A 21,769-nucleotide genomic window follows, 5' to 3' on the forward strand; every position below is an offset into this window, starting at 1 on the left:
GAAGGTTTGACGTAACGGTCAATATTCTCTTTTGTAGAAATGAAATGTGTCTCCGAAATAAGTTCGGACAGGTTGCTTTTTAGCTAAAGTAATCATTATAGAGCGCACCTAACTGTAAAAAAACACTATATGCATAATACTGTTGAAGTATTCTCACTGTTTACTGATTTTGATGTTAGTCTTTTCAAAGCAGGAAAACATTTTAAGTTATACGAAAAGTTCGGTGCTCATCATCTAGAAAAAGAGGAAAGAAAAGGAACTTATTTTGCCGTTTGGGCGCCTAATGCCCGATCAGTCAGCGTAATTGGTGATTTTAATGGATGGAACCCCCATTTGCACCACTTATATATTCGATGGGATGCCTCTGGTATTTGGGAGGGCTTCATTCCTGACGTGCCTTTAGGGGCCAATTATAAGTATCTTATCAAGACGGCAACCGGAGAAAATCTGGAAAAGGGAGATCCCTTTGCTTTAGTTTGGGAAACACCGCCAAAAACTGCTTCTAAAGTCGGTACCACCTGGTATGAATGGAAGGATCAGGATTGGATGAAGAAACGGCATCTTCACAATGGTTTGGATAGGCCTATATCTGTATATGAATTACACCTGGGGTCTTGGATGCGAGACCCCGAGCATCCTGATCATTTATTAAGTTACGGGCAGATTGCTGATAAATTGGTACCCTACATTAAAGAGGCCGGTTTTACGCACGTAGAGTTTATGCCTATCATGGAGCATCCTTACTATCCTTCATGGGGTTATCAAGTAACCGGCTATTTCGCCGCCAGTGCTCGTTACGGTCCACCGCAAGAACTCATGTATCTCATTGAGCAACTGCACCGGAACGATATTGGTGTATTTCTCGACTGGGTTCCTTCACACTTTCCGGGGGACGCTCACGGGTTGTATCGATTCGATGGATCGCATTTATACGAACACCAAGATCCACGACAGGGATATCATCCCGATTGGAGCTCCTACATCTTTAATTATGGACGAAATGAAGTTAGGGCCTTTTTGATAAGTAATGCAATATTTTGGCTGGACCGATTTCATGCGGATGGTTTAAGGGTAGATGCGGTGGCTTCTATGTTATATTTAGACTATTCGCGCAATGCAGGTGAATGGATCCCGAATGAATACGGTGGTCGTGAGAACTTGGAAGCGGTGAGTTTCCTTAAAGAACTAAATGAAGCCGTTTATGCAAATTTTGCTGATGTGCAAACAATTGCTGAGGAATCGACGGCTTGGCCGGGAGTTAGTAGACCTACTTTTACCGGTGGTTTGGGATTTGGCATGAAATGGATGATGGGGTGGATGCATGATACCTTGAACTACTTTAAACAGGATCCCGTTTATCGTAAGTATAATCATCAACAGATAACTTTCAGTACCGTATACGCCTTTCATGAGAATTTTATGCTTCCCTTGTCGCATGATGAGGTTGTGCATGGAAAACATTCGTTAATCTACAAAATGCCCGGGGACGAATGGCAACGTTTCGCAAACCTCCGGGCGTTATATCTTTATATGTTTACGCATTCGGGCACTAAACTTTTATTTATGGGAGGTGAGTTCGGACAAACTGCGGAATGGGATTACAACCAATCGCTGGATTGGCATTTGCTCAATTTTCCGCCACACGAAGGCTTATTTCGTTTTGTGAAAGATTTAAATAATTTATATAAGACGCAACCCGCTTTATATGAAAAAAGTTTTTCGCCGGAGGGTTTTGAATGGGTAGAATTGGGTGACCATGAAAATTCGGTGCTTGTTTATTATCGGAAAGGGCGATCGGAGAAGGATGACTTGGTTGTTGTATTAAATCTGACGCCTGTAGTGCGATATTATTATCGTATCGGTCTTCCTCATAAAGGAACTTATGAGGTACTATTGAATTCAGACGATAAAGTATATTTTGGAAGTGGAATTAACTGCGAGCCTATTAAAGCCGAACCTTATCATTGGATGAACAAGGCCTATTCGGCGAAGTTTACGCTACCTCCATTAAGTGGTGTAGTTTTGAAAAGGACAAGGTAAAACGAAAGAAAAATGCGTGTAATTCATTTCGCCGCGGAATGTTATCCTGTGGCCAAAGTTGGTGGTTTAGCGGACGTGCTGGGTTCTTTACCCAAATATCAGCGGAAGGCTGGAATTGAATCCTCCGTTGTGATGCCTTTCTATAACAAGACTTTTGTACAGAATAATGAGTTCGAAGTTCTACACGAAGGTAGCATCCAACAAGGCAATTCCTCTTACCATTACAGCGTTTTACGAGAACGCAGCAGTCTGCTAGGCTTTGAGTTAATATTGATAAAAATACCTGGCTTACTTGATCGGGAGGAAGTATATAGCTACCCGGATGAAAGCGAACAATTCTTGGCTTTTCAACATGCCGCTTTGGATTGGCTATGTGCAACTTACCAACGGCCCGACATTATACACTGCCATGATCATCATGCAGGTCTGATTCCATTTTATATTGAAAATGTGGATCAATTTAACTTGTTAAAGGGTGTTCCAACAGTTGCCACCGTTCACAATGGACAGTATCAGGGATGGCTAAGCTGGAATAGCGCTTCGCTCATGCCCACTTTTGATACGTGGCGATGGGGCTTGCTCGATTGGAACGGATTAATTAACCCCTTAGCAGCCCTAATCAAATGTTGTTGGGCTTACACGACGGTTTCAGAGGGATATTTACATGAGTTATACGTAAGAGCCAATGGATTGGAGGGCCTTTTTGAGGCTGAAAGGACGAAGTCATATGGGATTGTAAATGGGATTGATACAGAGGTTTGGGATACGGCTACCGATCCCATGCTTGAAAATAATTTTTCACCAGCTGCTGTTAAGAAGGGTAAAGGAAGTAATAAGAGCATCCTATGTGATACTTACGGTATGGACGCAAGTCTACCATTGTTCGTATTCATCGGTCGTTTTGCTTTGGAGAAGGGAGCTGATCTATTAGCATCTGTTCTCGTATCTGTTTTAGAACGGTTTGAAGGAGAGGTTAATTTCTTCGTTTTAGGATCAGGAGATAAGGGCATCGAAGCGTCATTATTAAAAATACGCGAACAATTTTCACAACATTTGGCCTTGTTTATTGGTTATAATGAAGAACTGGCTCACCAAGTATATGCCGGTGCAGATTTTTTATTGATGCCGTCTCGAGTTGAACCCTGCGGGTTAAATCAATTGTATGCTATGCGTTACGGAACGGTGCCTGTAGTACATGCAACAGGAGGGCTGAAAGATACCGTGGTAGATATCGATCGAGAAGGGTATGGTGTCTTATTTAATGACATTAGTGTTAACGGGGTTTGCGAGGGCATTGAACGCGCTTTGCACTTTTGGCGTCAAACGGACCAAAAGCAGCAGACTGCCCTAAGGAAGAAATTAATGAAGCTCGACTTTTCCTGGGAAAAATCGGCAGCCAAGTATACAGATTTATATAAAAAACTAATTAATTAATATGACTCCAAAGGTAATATCCATCGTGCTAGGAGGGGGGAGGGGTTCCCGGTTAGCACCCTTAACTGATAAACGGTCAAAGCCGGCGGTGCCAATTGCCGGTAAATATCGCTTAGTCGACATACCTATTTCCAACTGTTTGAATTCGGGATTCAATCGAATTTTTGTATTGACCCAATACAATTCGGCATCACTAAATACGCATATTAAAAACACTTATAACTTTAGTGTTTTCAGTAAAGGATTCGTTGATATTATCGCTGCCGAACAGACGATTGAAGGAGATAAATGGTTTCAGGGAACCGCTGATGCCGTGCGGCACTCTTTACGTTACATGGTCAATCACGATTATGATTTTATCCTTATTTTATCGGGCGATCAACTCTATCAGATAGATTTCCAGGAGATGATCGAATTTCATATTAGTAAGAAAGCAGAAATCACCATTGCCACGATCCCCGTTAACGCAAAGGACGCTACTTCTTTTGGTATATTGAAATCTGATGATGAGGGGCATATTACCTCCTTTATAGAAAAGCCTAAAACAGAATTGCTTGTTGACTGGAGTTCGGAGGTAAGTGACGAAATGAAAGATGCGGGAAGGGTTTATCTCGCTTCGATGGGAATTTACGTTTTTAGTAAAGGGGTACTAAACGACCTGCTAACACAAAATCAGGGATTGGATTTCGGTAAAGAACTGATACCTGATGCAATTACCGATCAAAAGAAAGTGATAAGCTATCAATATGATGGCTATTGGACTGATATTGGTAACATTGATTCTTTCTTTGAAGCTAATATTGGTCTAACAGATGAAATACCTGCCTTTAACCTCTTTGATAAACAGAGTATTTTTACAAGACCCCGTATGCTACCTCCATCTAAAATGGCTGCGACTACGCTGTATAACGCTATTGTGGCGGATGGTTGTATTATTGCCGCGAAGGAAATCGAACGCTCGGTTATCGGCGTCCGTTCTAGGATAGGGAAGGGTACGGTTATCAAGAATACCTATATGATGGGGAGTGATTTTTATCAAAACCTTGAAGAGCTTGAAGATGCAAAGAGAACTAACAAGCCCATTGTTGGGGTTGGAGAAGATTGCTATATTGACACTGCAATTTTAGATAAGAGCTGTTCAATCGGTAACAATGTACAGATTAAAGGTGGCCCACATCTGCCGGATGGAGACTTTGAAACCTATACGGTGAAGGATGGCATTATCGTTATTAAGAAACGAGCCGTGATTGCGGATAATACGATTATCGGTTAATTGTCGGCCAACTCGCAGTTAGCTAACGATCGTATCAGCTAACTGGCACATCAAATTCAGTACAAAATATTCGTTAGCATTAACGACTATTTTGTACTTTTGTTTTTTAATGAAAGTTCCTCAGATTGTACTTCATTCTTCAATGAGTTTTATAACCCCATCGGTTATATTAAAACAATTTTTCCCTTTTTGCACGATGTTGTCAAGCTTTTCACTGAAAGCCACTGACACTTTATATTTATTTGTCAAAAAACGTATTGTTTTACATGGATAAAATACTGATAAAGTCTGCCACGTTAGCCTTTCCCGGACATGAAAAAAATGGTCAAACGCTAGATGTTCTCATCAATCGGGGTATGGTCGAGGCCATTGAAAATAAGAATATCATAAACGACGAAGATGCAACGGTTATTGACGCTAATGGACAATACTTGGCTCCGGGATTTTTCGATTTAAACGTAAATTTAGGCGAGCCGGGATTGGAGACAAAGGAGACGATTGAAAGCGGTTGTGCCGCTGCTGCGGCAGGTGGTTTTACCGGATTAGCGATGCAACCTAACACAGAGCCTGCCCTACATAGTAAAGGAGAGATATCCATGGTTTTGAATTTAGCGAGAAATCAACTGGTATCTATTTACCCGATTGGAGCTATAAGTAAAGGGAGAACGGGTAATGATCTGGCAGAGCTTTATGATATGAAGTTAGCGGGAGCTGTTGCTTTTTCCAATGGCAATAAAAGTATTCAACAGGCAGAACTAATGAGTAGAGCACTCCTCTATTGCAAGGGATTCGGTGCACTGATCATGTCTTTTGCGGAAGATGCTTCGATTGCAAATCACTCAAAAATGAATGAGGGTGTTATGAGTACCTATTTGGGAATGAAGGGAAATCCCGGGCTTGCTGAAGAATTGATGATATCGAGAGATTTATCGCTCGCTAATTACCACAACACTGCTATTCATTTTAGCACAATTAGTACAAAAGGGAGTGTATCCCTGATAAGGGAAGCCAAGCAGAAGGGAATACAGGTCACTTGTGACGTCGCCGCTCATCATCTGGTTTTAACGGATGATCGTGTCGCCGGTTTCGATAGTAATTATAAGGTGAGCCCTCCGTTGAGAACAGCAGAAGATATACAGGCATTGAAAGAAGGGCTATTAGACGGTACGATCGATGCGATTGTTTCTCAGCATACGCCCCATGAAGTAGAATATAAGCGCGTAGAGTTTGAAATTGCAAAAAATGGTATAATCGGCCTTCAAACTACTTTGCCTTTGCTACTCGAGGCACAATTATCAATCGATTTAATAATAGAAAAAATTTCAATAAGGCCGCGCGAGATTTTATCGCTTCCGACGCCATCTTTGACCGTTGGAGCTGCTGCGAATTTAGTTTTGTTTAATCCGAAAGAAAATTGGACCTTTGATATAAATACAAACTATTCCAAATCGATTAATAGTCCTTTTTATGGCGCTACTTTAATGGGCAAAGTAAATTTGGTGGTGAATAATAATAAGGTATATAGTACACTAAATTAATATGATGGACGCACGTATTGAGAAAGCATTAACTGCTGCACTTTCTGCTTTTGATAAGATAAACGGAACAAACGAGGTTTTTCGAACGAATTTATTCGCAGCTTTTAATAGCGATGAGAGCTATATGCAAAAGGTGGATTTGTTAGACGAATGCTTTGACGCTTATCCTTCTTATGAAGATTTAAGGGAAATTGCGTTCGACCTCTTGCTGATGAACTTTTTTGCAGCGGATGTCGAAAAATTGGAAGAGGATTATCTCGAATCGGAGGAGTGGGAAGATATTGAAGAGCAGACTATAGATCGGGGAACCGAGTTGCTCAATTTACTGTTATACTTAAGAGAATGTATTGATGAGGAAATCGAGCCGGAGTTAAGTGATTTTCTAAAGGAATTCCTGTTGGTAGATGAAGATGAATTTCAAGACGAACATCGTATTTATGAACCGATGATTGCCAACCAAATATTAGTGGAGAGCAATTATAAAGAAATAAGTCGAGTAGCAGCTAATCTTGGCGAGGAGCAAGAGCTGGCTGGGCTGTTTTATCCGATAATGAGCTTCTTTGCTGAACAGAATCCATCGGAAAGCCAATTTACCGAATATCTAAGAGCTAGTGGCGATCCGTCAATGGACGCAGCGGTTTATGCACTTATAGTGGCCTATAATAAAAACTAAAAGTAAATGGAAAACAACAGCTTATTACGGAAAGAAGGAGCTAAGTTAGGGATTGTAGTGGGAATACTGATGATTGTATTAACCATTATTCCCATGTACTATTATGCTTCCAGTTCCTCGTTTTGGATGGTCATTATTGGCCCGGTCATCACCGGCTTTTTTCTTCCTTTAGTATTAGCTATTTTATTCACATTTAGATTGCGAGGAACTATCGGCGGCTATTGGAGTTTTAAGCAAGCTGTAATCGGTGTTTTTTCCATGTTGCTTGTGGCAAGCTTTATTTCCTCAGTCTCCGGATTTGTTTTTGAGAAGTATATAGAGCCTGATATGAGAGAACGCTATATGCGTAACATAGCGAATAACTCAATTGAGTACATGGAGAAATCGGGTGCTGATGCTGAGCAGATTGACACGCAACTGGAAAAGATAGATGAGCAAATAGAAAAGGCAGGTGAAGTTAATATTGTTAATACGTTGCGTGGTTTTGCGATCTCTACTATTGTTGTTTTCGTGATTGCTCTAATATTTGGTGCTTTATTTAAGAAAGAACGACCCATATTTCAAACAATCTCTGAAGAACCTCAGGAATAAACCGATAAACAAATCATTTGATAATTGCTTATTAACACATGGATATATCTGTCGTCATACCTTTGTACAATGAAGTTGAATCTTTATCTGAATTGGTGGCTTGGATTAAACGGGTAAATGATGAGAACAGCTTCAGTTACGAAGTGATTATGATAGATGACGGTAGCACAGACGGTTCATGGCGTGAAATTGAGGCGCTAAAATTAACCTATCCTGAAATTTATGCCATTAAATTTCGGCGGAATTATGGGAAATCAGCTGCATTGAATGTCGGTTTTGCAGCTGCATCGGGCGATGTTGTTATCACCATGGATGCTGACTTACAAGATAGTCCGGATGAGATACCGGTTCTTTTTCATCGAATAAAAGAGGAAAAGCTGGATTTATTGTCTGGATACAAACAAAAAAGGCATGACCCTTTAAATAAAACGCTGCCTACCAAACTTTTTAATGCGGTGACACGCAGGGTTTCAGGTATCAATAACTTACATGATTTCAATTGCGGGCTGAAGGCTTATCGAAAGGATGTAGTTAAAAATATAGAGGTTTACGGAGAGATGCACCGTTATATCCCCGTTATTGCAAAATGGGCAGGCTTTACAAAAATAGAAGAACAGGTTGTAAAGCATTATCCTAGGAAGTATGGCACGACCAAATTCGGTTTCAGTCGATTTATCAATGGTTTTTTAGACTTACTGTCAATATTTTTTGTTGGCAAATTTAGTAAAAGACCGATGCATTTTTTTGGAAGTCTAGGTGTACTGAGTTTTATGGGAGGCTTTATTATGACTCTTTGGCTGATTTCGGATAAACTGATCAGCATATCGAAAGGTACCTCCTATCGAAATGTTACCGATCAACCTTTGTTTTACATTGCTCTAGTTGCAATTATAGTAGGTACGCAGCTATTTTTAACCGGCTTTATTGCTGAGTTAGTCTCGCGCAATGCACATGACCGAAATAATTATCAAATAGAAAAAGTGATCTAGATAGCTTTTATTTTCCGCATGATTTTCTTTTCAATTATTATTCCTTTATATAATCGACCGCAAGAAATAGACGAGCTTCTGTTTACACTGGTGCAGCAAGGCTATCCTGAATTTGAAGTGCTGGTGATTGAGGATGGATCTACAAATAGTGCCGGGAAGATCGTTGAAAGCTACCGGGATAAACTTAATCTTCGATATTTTTTCAAACCCAACGAAGGGCAAGGTTTCAGTCGAAACTTTGGTTTCGAACGTGCAAAGGGAGATTACTTTATTGTATTCGACTCTGATTGTTTGATTCCGGCTAACTATCTACAGCTGGTTAACGATTATCTATCTCTTCATAAGTTGGACGCTTATGGCGGTCCCGATGCCGCACATGCGTCGTTTACACCCATTCAGAAAGCTATTAGTTATTCCATGACATCGCCCCTTACTACCGGTGGGATTAGAGGGAATAAAAAGCATATCGGGCAGTTTCATCCTCGAAGTTTCAATATGGGCGTTTCCAGAGAGGTGTGGGAGGCCGTTGGTGGATATAAGTTGACTAGATTAGGGGAGGATATAGAATATAGTATACGGATTCAAAGAGCAGGATTTAAGATCGGCCTAATCCCCGAAGCCATTGTCTATCACAAACGGAGAACTGATTTTAGTCAGTTTTATAAACAGCTTCATTTTTTTGGAAGAGCTAGAATTAATATTTACAAACACTTTCCCTCAGAGCTGAAACTTGTCCATTTTTTTCCGGCACTTTTTACGCTATTTTTAATTTTTACCGTCGCACTGAATTTTTTACAAGGTTTTATTTTGTTTAGAATTCCATTAGTTACATGGTGTTGTAATTTTCTGCTAGGGGTCTATGTCTTATTACTTTTTTTCCACGCTTGGTCTCAGAGCAAGTCGCTTAGGGTGGCGGGCCTTGGTGTGGTAGCTGCTATGATTCAATTAACTGCCTATGGTTTGGGATTCATGCAGGATTTTTGGAAAAAGGTGATATTAAATAAAAAATAGTAAGTAATTTATCCAAGCGCAACGATTTTATTGTTTAAATCCTCGATATTAAAAGGTTTTGCTATATAATCGTCAGCACCAACTTCGGATGCTATACGTTCGCTTTCTCTGCCAGCGGAAAACATAATGATCGGTAAGTGAGCAGTTTCTTTATTGTTCTTTAAAATTCTCACAATTTCGTCCCCCATTAATAAGGGCATCCAGATATCGATTAACAGCAAGTCGGGCTTTTCCGATGAAATTCTTGGAAGCAAACGTGAGCTATTGGACTCCAGTAATACCTGATATCCATAGCTTTCCAATAATAAGCCCGTAATGTCTAATATGCCTTCATCATCATCACATATCATAATTTTCTTTATCATGATCTTGGTATTTTAGGGGTAATGTAAAACTAAAGGTGGCGCCTTCTCCGATTGTACTTTCAACCCAAAGGGTTCCTTTATGTTTTTTTATGATCTGGTTGCTTATATACAGACCGACACCGATGCCGGGATACTGTTTCTGTATTTCGTCCACCCGATAAAAAGAATCAAATATTTTCTTCTGATATTGATGGTCTACACCCAAACCATAATCGGTAATTGAAACTTTTATGAAATCACTTAATCGTGAAAGATGTATATTAATTGATCTATTGACGGGGGAAAATTTAATGGAGTTAGTTAATAAGTTTAAGATGACTTGCTCCAGGCGCAGTCTATCTCCTATATAATAATTACTTGCTGCTCCCTGAACCTCGAAATGGTTATCATGATATTTTCCTCGTAATTTATCTACGACCTCTAAGATCATTGCGTCAAAGTCAAATGCCTGTTTGGTAAGTTCTATTCTTCCGGTTTTAATTTTGGATGCATCCAAGAGGTCAATAACCAGATGCTCCAATTTGTCTACATAAGATTTTGTCTTATTGAGTGTTCCCTTAAGTGTTTCGCTTGCATCAGGAGGAAGCATCCGTTGTGTTAATTGTAAACTCGCTGTAATGGCTGTTAACGGAGTTTTAAGTTCATGACTGGCTGTACTTAGAAAGTCATCTTTTCTTTTCTCGAGCTCCCGTAACTCCGTTATATCGCTAATCGCTAAAATGATGTTTGCATTAGTCGTGTGTGATATAAAATGAGCATCAAAATTCAATACTTTTTTTCCGACACGAGTTGGAAAGTCTTCCAACAAATAATCCTTTATGCTTGTTTTTTTTGAGTTTAATTGCTCAGCGAGGTTTTGTAGCCCCATAGTGTTCCACTTCCCGTTGTCGATGCCCAGGATATGCTGGTCCAGTACCTCGTCCTCGGCAATATGGAAAGTTTTAAGGAAAGATCTATTGACCTTTATAATATGAAGATTCTCCGTCAAAATCAACACGGAATCCCTAACGGTGTCTATTACGGCCGTCAGGAGACCTTCATCTTCCGATAGATTGTTGTCATGTTCAACTAACGTTTTTTTTACTTTAAGTTTTTCTACTCGGAGCTGCTGATTGGTTAGTTTTAAGCGAGTAACATCGTTTTGAACACCAATATAATAAGTAACATTATTTTCCTCGTCTCTTATTGGTTGTAAGCGAAGTTGATTCCAAAATAGAGATCCGTCTTTTTTATAGTTTTTTATTTCTATTTCACATGGCTGCCCCAGATGCAAGGCTGTTTTGATGACTTTTTTTTGTTCTTCGTTGTCATCATTGCCTTGTAAAAAACGACAATTATGGCCAATAACTTCATTGCGCGAATAGCCAGTGAGCTCTTCAAATGCCTTGTTGCAATAGACAATGGGATAATCGGGCTGTGAGCAATCGGTTATCACTACACCGACTTTTGTAGTATCTAAAGCGGTTAGTAGCAGATCCAATTCCCTATTGTAAGCACGAGCGGAAAATGAAAATTTATTTTCGTCAATTTGCTTCATACATTAACAGTATAGTATCCTATGCCTAGCAAAATAGGAGATGTTTTGTATAATAAAGTAGTCAAACTCCCCCAACTTTCTATTTACAACTTAATATTACAAACTTCAAACCAAAGTCATTTAATGGTAAATTTACGTAAACGAAAGATGCTTGAATTGCTCACATTCTATACAAATTAAATATGGAAAAAAATATCATGGAAAATCATGCAGGGGGAGGGATTGACAGTTGATAAATGAGCCTGTTCAACGTGAACAAAAAATTAACAAAAAAATGATAAATGGATTTGGTTTTAAAAATCAACTTGTTGAGTGTTTTTAAGGCTTGTTTTGTGGGTTAAAGCTGAGACTTTGGTTGAATATTTGATAACAAGACATACTGACGTTGCGATGGCCAACGTTATAAAAATAATTTAATACGATTATTTCTTGAATGGGTATAGAAACACGTATGGAATTGTTGTTTTGGATTATATCGGAATAAATTAATAAAAGAAGCGTCTATTCAGTGAATGACGATTGGTCATTGTGGCTTTGCCCGCTTCAAAATTTTAAAAGTAAGACTGATATACTTGCATAAACCACCGCTTAAAGTAGGTGATAAAATATGCGAGTTGATGATTATCAAAAAATAGGATTTAAAATGAAGAATATTCTTTGTGTAGATGACGATACGGATTTCGCGGCAATGGTTGCGGATATACTAAAACCGGAGGGCTACAATGTTAAAATAGATACAGGAAAAAATATGCACAGTATTTTGAGAATCGGAAAGTTTGGGTTGGTTCTACTAGATGAACGCCTCATGTGGATGTGGGGTAGTGATTTGTGCATGGAATTAAAGCAGAATCCGTTAACAAGCCATATTCCGGTTGCGATGGTATCCGCTTCCGATGATATAGCAAAAATTAAAGAGCGATGTGGAGCAGAAGCCTACGTGAAGAAACCATTTGAGCTAATGCATTTTTTGCATTTAGTGGACGAATTATATTTGTATAAAGATGAAGTCGCCTAAATAGTGTATACTTGAATATATTTAGAAAGGTATGAGCAACGGACAATATCGTAAGGAAATTTTTAGAGGACAAAATGTAGGGATTATCTTGAAGAAAGATCAGCGTACGGGGAACATTACTTATGGCTATGTCAAGGATATTTTAACATCGGCCACCTTTCACTCCAGAGGAATTAAAGTTCGACTCGAAGATGGGCAGATCGGAAGAGTTGCCGAAATCTTGGAAGATTAATAGAATAAATACTAAGCGGGTGTCTCCTATGCTTGTCAAAGACAAATGTAGGAGACACCTTCGTTTTATAATAGCCGAGCAATGAATAATTCAATATAAACAGCAGGATTTTACGTCTCTTATTGCACTTGTTATTAAAAAGAGTTATTTTTCTTGCATGCAAGAATATCTTTTATTTATTGACACGGAAACAACGGGGCTACCCAAAAAGTGGACGGTAGGATATTCTACAAAAGATAACTGGCCAAGTGCCGTTCAAGTCGCTTGGATTGTGTTTACAAAGGACGGAAGGGAAATCAAGCGAGAAAATTTCTATGTGAACGAAGACGATGTGGTGGTTAGTCGGCAAGCGCAATTAGTGCATCGGATAAAGGATTCATACTTAAGAACGTTTGGAGTACCGCGTTGTGCCGTAATGGAAAAACTCAGCAGTGATCTCCGGCAATTTAAACCTCTAGTCGTGGGGCACTTTGTCGCACTCGACTTTCATGTATTGGGAGCGGATTTTTATCGCTGCGCTATGGAAAACCCACTTGGCGATTTACGCCTATTTTGTACCATGTTAGCGAGTTCCGGATACGTTAAAAAACCTTGGATAAAATACCTCCGTTTAAACGAACTCTACCAGGAACTTTTTGAAAAGGAGCTGGAGAAGGCCCATAATGCTTTATTAGATGCAGACGCCACAGCAAAGAGTTATTTTGAGCTGGTCAAAAGAAAAGAAGTTACAGAAGAAACAATTGAAGAACAGCAAGTCAAATTATCAAAACAACTGATTCTTGATAAGTCACCATGGAGCATATCAACGGTGTTAATAATTTTGTTTTTTTTGATTGCTTTAATTGTCTGTTCGTTAGTTTTCAAGCGTTTATAAGTCATTTATATGCACTTCAATTAATGACTATAGTTTTATAGAAAAACTCATGGATAATACAAAAGAACAAGCCCCTTCATTTGATGAAAGTTACCTGATGCCTGAACAGGTCTATTCGCGAAGAATCAGTGATATAGCTTTCAGGGAGCTGGTGACCTGCAAAGAAAGCATGCCGGTGTACGAAGCCGCCCGTATTATGGCTGCCAATAAGGTTAGTTGTTTGTTTGTCACCAGTGAAAGTGGAAATATCGACGGCTTCATTACTGATATAACGTTGCGTGATAATGTGATCGCGAAAAAAGCTGATCTTACTAAACCTGTGTATTATTTTATGGATCGCGCCATTGAGTCAATTTCCATTGATACCTATATATATGAAGCGCTGCTGACGATGTATGAAACAAAATTACGCTATTTGCTGGTGGAGTCAGAAGGCAAATACGTAGGATTTGTTAGCAGAAATAAATTGATGAGTGAACAAGCTCAATCGCCATTAGTCTTTATTCAATCTGTAAAATTAGCTAGAACGAGTATCGAGTTAAAAGAGAAGTGGTCTCGTGTTCCGTACATTGTCAATCAGTTATTGAGTAAAGGTGTACAAGCTGAGATTGTTAATCAATTAATAACCGCTATTGCTGATACAATTGCGCAGAATGTAATAGAAGAAGTGTTGAGCGAAATGAGCAATCCACCCTCTAAATTCGTTTTTATGGTGTTGGGAAGCGAGGGACGTAAAGAACAGACTTTGAAAACAGATCAGGATAATGCGCTAATTTATGAGGATAAGGCGAACGAACATCGGGAAGAAGTTCGGAAATGGTTCCTTGAGTTTGCGCAAAAAGTGTCTGATCGATTGCATTTTGTAGGCTTCGCGTATTGTACGGGGGGCTATATGGCGAGTAATCCACAATGGACACACTCCTTATCGCATTGGAAGAGCAATTATAAAAAATGGATGGAGGAATCGCTTCCGGAGACTGCCATTAAATTTTCGACTTTTTTTGATTGCCGATTGATTTATGGAGATAAAGCAATCATGGATAATCTTCGAGACTTTCTAGATGTAGAGCTTCAGCAGCCTTTAGAGAAGTTTTTTGTGTATTTGGCTAAAAATGCCTTGCAATACGTGCCGCCATTAACGTTCTTTAAACCAATTAAGACGATAACAGTACAAGGCCGCGAGGTCTTTGATATTAAAAAAGCGATGACCCCAATCGTAGACTTGGTGCGTGTTTATGCTCTACGGAATCGGATTTTTTTAGAGAATACCGGAGAACGAATGAAAATGTTGCGAGATATGGGCGTGTTCACTGAAAATCAATATCAGGAATTAAGCTTATCTTATTATTACTTAATGACAATGCGTCTAAAAAATCAGGCGGTGCGCATGATCGTTGATAAGGGTGAGCCGGACAACTATATTGATATTGATAAGATTACACGTATTGAACGTGTTACCTTAAAGGAAATTTTTAAGACTGTGGAAAATTTCCAGTCGGGTATACGTATTAAGTTCACCAATAATTTATTAGGATAAAATCGTTGATCTTATACAACCAGATTTAATAACAGAACACCGATGAGGCCGACGATGGCAACAATGGATTCCATTACCGACCAAGTTAGCACGGTATCTTTGATCGTCAGATTAAAGTACTCCTTAAACATCCAGAAGCCTGAATCATTGACATGTGAGAAGGCTAAACTACCTGCGCCGACCGCTAGCACCATCAAATTAGGGTCAGTTCCAGTGGATTGAATCAGTGGTAGAATCATCGATCCGGTCGTCAATCCCGCTACAGTTGCCGATCCGACGCATATTCGTATAATAGCCGCTATTAACCAACCTAAGGCAAGCGGCGGAACCGGAAGTGCTCTCAATGAAGTAGCAATCTCCTCGCTTACACCGGTTTGTGTAAATACTTCTTTGAGCGCTCCTGAACCGGCAATAATCAAAATGATGGTAGCAACGTCCTTCACCGCTTGCGTACAATGATTCATTAAATCGTCCATTTTAAGTTTTTGAACGACTCCCAAGGAGAAAAGTGAATAAAAAAATACAATCATCAAAACCACCGATGGCGAACTCAGAAATATTAATAGCTGTTGAACTGTTGGACTCAACGTAAATACATGCTGGATAAATGTCGTTGCAATTAGTAGTATAACGGGCAACAATGCCGTAAAAAAGCTATTAAAAGTGCCTGGTAATTGATCATCGGGTAAGTCTTCTGAAATGAATGTCTGTAAGGGTTGCGATGGGATTTTTTTGAGAAATTGTGCAAAGAAAGGACCGGCGATAATGATAGCCGGTATAGCAAGAGCGAAGCCATATACAAGCGTTAAACCCATATTGGCGTTGAATTGGATAACCAGTGCGGAGGGTGAAGGATGAGGGGGTAAAAAGCCATGCGTAACCGACAGCGCTGCTAACATAGGCAAGCCAATGAAGACCGCCGGAAGTTTATATTTATAGACTACCGAAAAAATAAGGGGCACCATCAGCACAAAACCTACTCCGTAAAAAAGTGGAATACCGATGATAAAGCCAACAATCATCATGGCCCACTGAATTTTTTTTTGCCCCACCCACGACATCATCACCGCGGCTATTTTTTGCGCAGCACCGCTTACAGCAATGATTTTACCGAACATGGCTCCAAACGTAATTAATATTAGTAAGGATGATAAAATATCGCCAATTCCTTTCTCTAATGTTGTCGCAATTTTATCAATAGATAAGCCTAAAGTAGCTGCGGCAAAGATTGAAACGAGTAAAAAGGCAGGGAAGGGATGTACTTTGAATGTATTAATCAGTAGGATTAACAAGAAAATGGATAGGGCAATGTAAACTAGGGTCATTGGTGTCTGTTTTGTTGGTACTGTGTTAGGCAAATTAACAGAATTGTTTTATTTATAAAAATAATGAACGAATATTGTTGAGAATATCTTTTAAAGTCAAGATGGCAAAGAGTTTTGATTGAGAAGTCATGCTCCCAACTGACCGTGAAATTGGTGGTACATCATTGGATATGATAAAAAGGCGCTCATTTTTTGAGCGCCTCTGTTGTTTAGTATCCCGGATTTTGCTTCAAATTTGGATTAATGGCAATTTGCGTATTCGGAATCGGATACAATTCCCGGTTTGGATCACTACTAGGTCTGTGATCCCACCAAGCGGCTGTTGTATACTTTCCAAAACGAATAAGATCGGTACGTCTTTTTCCTTCAAAAATAAATTCACGACCTCGCTCAGCCAATAATTCATCTAGTGTCAAGCTTGCCGTTGTATATTGTGCAGCCGGCCAATCTTCGGCGGAAAAGGCCCGTTTTCTACTTTCATTAATTAAATTTACTGCCTCTTGGGTGGCAACACCGCCATTTTTTCGCATAATGGCCTCTGCTTTATTAAAGTATATTTCGGTAAGACGATAGATCATATAGTGGTTTTCACGATAGTTGGCATCTTGCAAGGTCCCGGATTTATATTTATTGAATCTAGCTCCACTATTTTCTTCTCCTTGTGCCATACCGCCTGCGCTGGTTAAGTCTCCCTCGCTTTCACGGCGGATACTGTTTACAAAAACAATAGGTTTTCCGCTCCATTCTTCCGTGCCTAACACCGGTGTTTGTGTGCCATATTTGTATTGTGGGCCGAACAAAAACCACTCTTTCTTGCGTAAGTCGTTTTCAGCGTAAGCATCAAAAGCGGTTGGTATCACTACGAAGGCATTCCATCCGCCGTATCCGACATTAAGTACATCTTTCATATAATCATAGCCCATAAAGAAGCCGCCCCAATCAAATGCGAAACCTCCTTTTTGACTATATGCAAATTGAAAAAGAGCCTCTGTTGCACGTTGATTCGTATTACTAAATGTAGACGTCAGATCAGCAGCCAGGTTAGGACCACCCCCTAAGCCGCCCCCTTCACCATTTAAAACCTGATCACAGGCTGCAATACACTCGTCCCACATGGGTTGTCCTACCCACTTTTCAGCATTAAGATAGAGTTCTGCTAGCATGGCGTATCCCGCAGCCTTGTTTACTCTTCCAATTAATGCATCCGAAAGCGGTAATAAATTAGGAACATTTTCTTCAAGCTCCTTTTGTATGAAAGCAAAGACTTCCGTACGTGGTTTGGTCTCTGGATTGGCTATTTCTTCAGACACTTCTTCAACAATGGGTACATTGCCCCACAATTCCATTATTTTCATGTAATTATAAGCGCGAAGTACCTTGAGTTCTGCAATGATCGCATTCAGTTCGTCAGGCTCCATACCTACCTTTTCTGGTGGGGTTGCTTGAATCCGATTGAGCGCGTTGTTAACATAACCTAAGCCTGTCCACATTCCAATCCAAGCATCGCGTGTGCGAGATTCATTGTCTGTCCATGTGTGATAATGCTGTCTAAAATGATCTCCTGCATCATAGCCATGTCTGCCTTTTTGCGGCCAGGCCAATTGATCAGACGACAATTCCGAATGGTAGTAATAACCACTGCCTCCGGTAGGCGCTAGCCATGATTGCATATGGGTCATTGGGCGTAAGGCCGCTTGCAATACTTCTCTTCTGTTGTTGAGAAATTTATCGTTGCTTATTTCGCTATAAGGATTTTCGTCCAGTTTGGTACAAGCTTGATAGCTCATTGCTATCATACCAAATACAGAAATATATATAGATTTTTTTAGGAGTTGTTTCATCTTTTTATGTTTTTAAAATCCAACATTTACACCAAGCGTGAATGATTTGGTTCGAGGATAGAAACCACGACCGTCTATACCTGTCGTAAAACCGGTGTCCTGAATTTCAGGGTCTATTCCACTGTAGCCCGTGAATGTTGCTAAATTTCTGCCGGCAGCGTATATTCTTAAATTTCTTATATAGTTCGAACTCAATTTGAATGTATACCCTAAAGTGACATTATCCAATTTTACAAAATCACCTTTTTCTAAGTAGTAATCCGAGTATTGCGGATCATCGTTCAGCTGGTTATGGGTAGTAATGGCACTTTTGAAGATATTATTTGGAAGCCATTTCTTGTTTCCAAAATACATTTCTTTGGTATTCAGAATGTCAAAACCGAATTTACCCCTGAAAAATACCGTAAGATCAAAGTTTTTGTAGCGTAATGTATTATTAAGGGATAGATTGTATTTCGGAACACCATTTCCGATTATGGTAAGATCGTCGTTATTCATTTCACTGGTAGTTGCCACCGATCCATCAGCTTTATAAAATTGCCATTTCCCATCGTCTGTGAAGCCCGCAAATCGTTTTCCATAGAAATTACCAACCTTGCCCCCTTCTTCAAGACGAATGGCATTTCCAAGATTGCCTGGAGAGGGCAGCCCTCCGAACTCAAGGAAATTAGCCTGAAATACATCACTTGATAACTGTTTTAGCCGGTTATTTTGCAAGCTACCAGCCAAATCGATGTTCCATGTGAAGTTGTCTTTTTTAACCGGGGTGCCGCTCAGTATCAATTCAACGCCTTTGTTCGTTATTGAGCCCACATTCATTAAGATCTTGTCGCGAACGAAAGATGGTTGCTGCGCATTATAGTCATATATTAAATCCTTCGTTAAACGGTTATAAACATCTAATGAACCGGAAAGTCTATTGTCTAATAAGGCAAAATCCAAACCGAAGTTCCACTCGGCTTTGCGCTCCCACTTAAGGTTAGGATTGGCGTTTCTTGCTGGGCCAAATGTTTGATAATAAGTTCCATCCATTAAGTATGTGCCTCCAGTACTAAGCGTAAGCAAGGATTGGTAATTACTTATATCTTGATTGCCTGTAACACCATAGCCCACTCTTAATTTTAAATTATTGATAAGTGCTGTATTTTTTAAAAACTCTTCCTCACTGATGGTCCAACCGATAGAAGCAGCGGGAAAGTTTCCCCATTTATTGTTCTCACCAAAGCGGCTAGAACCCTCTCTCCGAAGAATAAATTGTGCAGAGTATTTTCCTAAATAAGAATAGTTTATTCGACCAAAAAAAGCTACAAGCGTATTGTCATCTTTAAAACTGCCCATACCCGGGCGAGGCAGTAGCGTGTTATTAATAGCGCTACCACCACCAAGATTCCAATCCAACATGGCGTCATTAGTAAAGCCGTTATTATTCACATTAAATTTTTCTAGCGTATTATATTGATAACTATAGCCTATTGTCGCGTTTAACGAATGGTCATCTGCGATCGTAGTGGTATAGTCGAGCGTCGATTCGAAGGTCTGCGACCAGGTGAGGTAGTTCGCTTTAGCGGCATATCCCATCCCCTGATATTCAGAATTTTGCCGTTGATCCCAATCATTGATCGAGCGATACCTCCGATCGTTATATTCATCCCGAACATAGGAGCCAAAGGCAGAAGCTTTTAGGCCTTCTATAATGTTGTAGGTAAATCGAGCATCACCACTGATAGTAGATTGATTACGTTCAAAAATGCGGTTTTCTAATCTGGAAAGGGGATTATAATTGTTAAAGCCTTGGGTCTCTAAAAAGGAACCATCGGGATTTCTAATCGGAGCCGTCGGATTTCGCTGTATCGCTTGTTCAAAATCAGAACCCGTTGTCTTTCCGTAATCTACCGAGTTGATATCGTCATTTACGCCGCCACCCAATAAGTTCGCCTTACTTAAGTTGGCTGCTAAGTTAAATTGCATCTCCAGTCGATCTTGCAATCCCTTTTGATTCACATTAACCCGTCCGCCAAATTGCCGCCTCCCATTTTCTTTTGCAATCCCTTGTGCGTTGTTAAAATAAAGTGACGCACGGTAATTCGACTTTTCACTTCCTCCTGACGCTGCTAAGTTATGGTAATGGCTAAAGTTGTCTTTGTTTACCAGCTCGTCGTATAAGTCTGTGGATCCGCCTAAATCCAAATCCTGAGCGATTAATCCCTGATTGATCAGATCGCGGAATTCGGATGCTGATAGATACTCCGGCTTTTTATCTACTGACTCATGCTGTATATAAGTAGAGTAGTCATACCTCGGTTCCCCTGCCTTACCCTTTTTTGTGGTAATTAAAATTACGCCCGCATTTCCGCGTGTACCATAAATGGCAGCAGCGGATCCATCTTTTAAAACTGAGAAAGATTCGATATCATCTTGTTGCAGTAAATCCAGGTTACCTCCCGGAATACCGTCGATAACGATCAGCGGTGTCGTGCCTCCTTTTAATGAATTAATCCCTCTTAACTGAATTGAAGTAGTCGAATTTGGATTGTTCCCTTGTGTGCGCGTAATATTCAAACCAGCTACTTTTCCCTGGATTAAATCCATGGGTGATCGTGTTCCCCCTGCATTGAAGTCTTCGGCCTTCACATTAGCAACCGCTGAATTGATTTCGCTCCGCTTTTGTGTACCGTATCCCACAACAACGACTTCCTCTAAATTATTGCTCTCCTCCCGTAAGGATACATTGACAATACTTCTATTACCAACAGGTTGCTCTGCGCTTAAATAACCTAAATAGCTAAACACCAGCACATCATTTGTTGAAGCTTCGATCTGAAAGCGGCCCTTTTCATCAGTTGTTACTCCTTTTGATGAGCCTTTTATTAAAACCGAAACTCCCGGTAAAGGAGCTTGATCTGTTGCGCTCGTTACCGTTCCGGCGATTGTCTTCTGCTGTTGTTTGAACGAGCGGGTGGTCGATTTGGAAGCGAATCTACTTGACGCTTCGGCAAAAGATGGGACGCCTGGCATCCCAATGGAAATTAACAAAGCCAAACTTCCCGTTAAGGCCATGCTTTTAATTGGTCTGTTTTTTTGATTGGTCATAAATGTTTAATAATCAAGTTTATAAATTGATCGGTGAGCAAAAAATCAAGTCAATAAATACTCACCTCACTAAATCGCTTTAGTAAAATAATAGAAAAAAAGGCCTTGGTTACCCTAAAAAAATGTAGATACGCTAAACTGTTTTAGTTTTTTTATCATAGTTTAAATGGTTTTTGTTAGTTTATATAGTTTCAAAAGGCTAACTTCTTAAGAAAAAAATTAATATCAAAGAGTTTTTGCTAATTTGTGAAATGTATACACAACTAACAATATTATTTGGCAAGTAGATGGACGGTAATGCACACTCTTTTTGTCATGAATAAAAACGTTGCTCGTGATCATAGAGGAGGGGTAAAAAAAACAGCAATTTTCCAAAAGGAAAATTGCTGTTTTGCATTTATCTA

The 21,769-nt window shown here is 39.8% G+C and carries 17 protein-coding genes; 12 read left to right on the forward strand and 5 right to left on the reverse strand.

Annotation, left to right across the window (positions count from 1 at the left end; all coding sequences use genetic code 11):
* Nucleotides 1–129: 129 nt before the first annotated feature.
* The 8 genes from glgB (at nucleotide 130) to M1D52_RS06475 (ending at nucleotide 9,549) form a co-directional block, all read left to right on the forward strand.
* Nucleotides 130–2,040 carry a 1,4-alpha-glucan branching protein GlgB gene (gene glgB, locus M1D52_RS06440; protein WP_437391863.1) on the forward strand — a complete coding sequence of 637 codons (1,911 nt, stop codon included), beginning with the start codon at nucleotides 130–132 and terminating at the stop codon, nucleotides 2,038–2,040.
* A 12-nt stretch (nucleotides 2,041–2,052) separates the two neighbouring features.
* On the forward strand, nucleotides 2,053–3,474 hold the full coding sequence (locus M1D52_RS06445) for a glycogen synthase (RefSeq protein ID WP_437391864.1): 1,422 nt from the start codon (nucleotides 2,053–2,055) through the stop codon (nucleotides 3,472–3,474).
* Nucleotide 3,475: 1 nt separating this feature from the next.
* Nucleotides 3,476–4,747: a glucose-1-phosphate adenylyltransferase gene (locus M1D52_RS06450; protein ID WP_013668323.1), complete on the forward strand. Its 1,272-nt coding sequence runs from the start codon at nucleotides 3,476–3,478 to the stop codon at nucleotides 4,745–4,747.
* A gap of 266 nt (nucleotides 4,748–5,013) precedes the next feature.
* Complete coding sequence (locus M1D52_RS06455) at nucleotides 5,014–6,285, forward strand: dihydroorotase (protein WP_437391865.1); 1,272 nt, start codon at nucleotides 5,014–5,016, stop codon at nucleotides 6,283–6,285.
* A 1-nt stretch (nucleotide 6,286) separates the two neighbouring features.
* Entirely contained in the window at nucleotides 6,287–6,958 is a 672-nt protein-coding gene (locus M1D52_RS06460) for a hypothetical protein (RefSeq protein WP_130856502.1), read from the forward strand.
* 6 nt (nucleotides 6,959–6,964) lie between these two features.
* The gene (locus M1D52_RS06465) at nucleotides 6,965–7,549 is read left to right on the forward strand and encodes a DUF4199 domain-containing protein (RefSeq protein ID WP_013668320.1); all 585 of its coding nucleotides are present in this window, start codon (nucleotides 6,965–6,967) and stop codon (nucleotides 7,547–7,549) included.
* 38 nt (nucleotides 7,550–7,587) lie between these two features.
* Nucleotides 7,588–8,538 (forward strand): glycosyltransferase family 2 protein, encoded by a 951-nt coding sequence (locus M1D52_RS06470; protein WP_013668319.1) that lies wholly within the window; start codon nucleotides 7,588–7,590, stop codon nucleotides 8,536–8,538.
* 21 nt (nucleotides 8,539–8,559) lie between these two features.
* Complete coding sequence (locus tag M1D52_RS06475; protein WP_165447012.1) at nucleotides 8,560–9,549, forward strand: glycosyltransferase family 2 protein; 990 nt, start codon at nucleotides 8,560–8,562, stop codon at nucleotides 9,547–9,549.
* Nucleotides 9,550–9,557: 8 nt separating this feature from the next.
* Here the strand turns inward: M1D52_RS06475 and M1D52_RS06480 are convergent, their stop codons facing one another.
* Together M1D52_RS06480 and M1D52_RS06485 are read right to left on the reverse strand one after the other, a co-directional pair.
* Complete coding sequence (locus M1D52_RS06480; RefSeq protein WP_013668317.1) at nucleotides 9,558–9,914, reverse strand: response regulator; 357 nt, start codon at nucleotides 9,912–9,914, stop codon at nucleotides 9,558–9,560.
* Nucleotides 9,889–11,451 (reverse strand): sensor histidine kinase, encoded by a 1,563-nt coding sequence (locus M1D52_RS06485; protein WP_437391867.1) that lies wholly within the window; start codon nucleotides 11,449–11,451, stop codon nucleotides 9,889–9,891. Before M1D52_RS06485 ends, M1D52_RS06480 begins: the two co-directional genes overlap by 26 nt.
* A 643-nt stretch (nucleotides 11,452–12,094) precedes the next feature.
* Between M1D52_RS06485 and M1D52_RS06490 the strand changes: the two genes are divergently transcribed.
* The 4 genes from M1D52_RS06490 to M1D52_RS06505 all read left to right on the forward strand — a co-directional run bounded on the left by M1D52_RS06490 (nucleotide 12,095) and on the right by M1D52_RS06505 (nucleotide 15,109).
* Nucleotides 12,095–12,466, forward strand: a complete 372-nt coding sequence (locus M1D52_RS06490) for a response regulator (RefSeq protein WP_437391868.1) — start codon at nucleotides 12,095–12,097, stop codon at nucleotides 12,464–12,466.
* A gap of 31 nt (nucleotides 12,467–12,497) precedes the next feature.
* A complete protein-coding gene (locus M1D52_RS06495) occupies nucleotides 12,498–12,698 on the forward strand; it encodes a YwbE family protein (RefSeq protein WP_013668314.1) in 201 nt (66 codons plus the stop codon).
* A gap of 157 nt (nucleotides 12,699–12,855) precedes the next feature.
* Complete coding sequence (locus tag M1D52_RS06500) at nucleotides 12,856–13,572, forward strand: 3'-5' exonuclease (protein ID WP_013668313.1); 717 nt, start codon at nucleotides 12,856–12,858, stop codon at nucleotides 13,570–13,572.
* A 49-nt stretch (nucleotides 13,573–13,621) separates the two neighbouring features.
* Nucleotides 13,622–15,109: a DUF294 nucleotidyltransferase-like domain-containing protein gene (locus M1D52_RS06505; RefSeq protein WP_013668312.1), complete on the forward strand. Its 1,488-nt coding sequence runs from the start codon at nucleotides 13,622–13,624 to the stop codon at nucleotides 15,107–15,109.
* A gap of 11 nt (nucleotides 15,110–15,120) precedes the next feature.
* Here M1D52_RS06505 and M1D52_RS06510 read toward each other — a convergent pair whose 3' ends face one another.
* From M1D52_RS06510 to M1D52_RS06520, 3 genes are all read right to left on the reverse strand, one after another.
* The gene (locus M1D52_RS06510; RefSeq protein ID WP_013668311.1) at nucleotides 15,121–16,434 is read right to left on the reverse strand and encodes a gluconate:H+ symporter; all 1,314 of its coding nucleotides are present in this window, start codon (nucleotides 16,432–16,434) and stop codon (nucleotides 15,121–15,123) included.
* Nucleotides 16,435–16,643: 209 nt separating this feature from the next.
* On the reverse strand, nucleotides 16,644–18,275 hold the full coding sequence (locus M1D52_RS06515) for a RagB/SusD family nutrient uptake outer membrane protein (protein WP_437391869.1): 1,632 nt from the start codon (nucleotides 18,273–18,275) through the stop codon (nucleotides 16,644–16,646).
* Between the two features lie 12 nt (nucleotides 18,276–18,287).
* Complete coding sequence (locus tag M1D52_RS06520) at nucleotides 18,288–21,365, reverse strand: SusC/RagA family TonB-linked outer membrane protein (RefSeq protein WP_013668309.1); 3,078 nt, start codon at nucleotides 21,363–21,365, stop codon at nucleotides 18,288–18,290.
* Nucleotides 21,366–21,769 lie beyond the last annotated feature (404 nt).

Source organism: Olivibacter sp. SA151 (assembly GCF_054130995.1).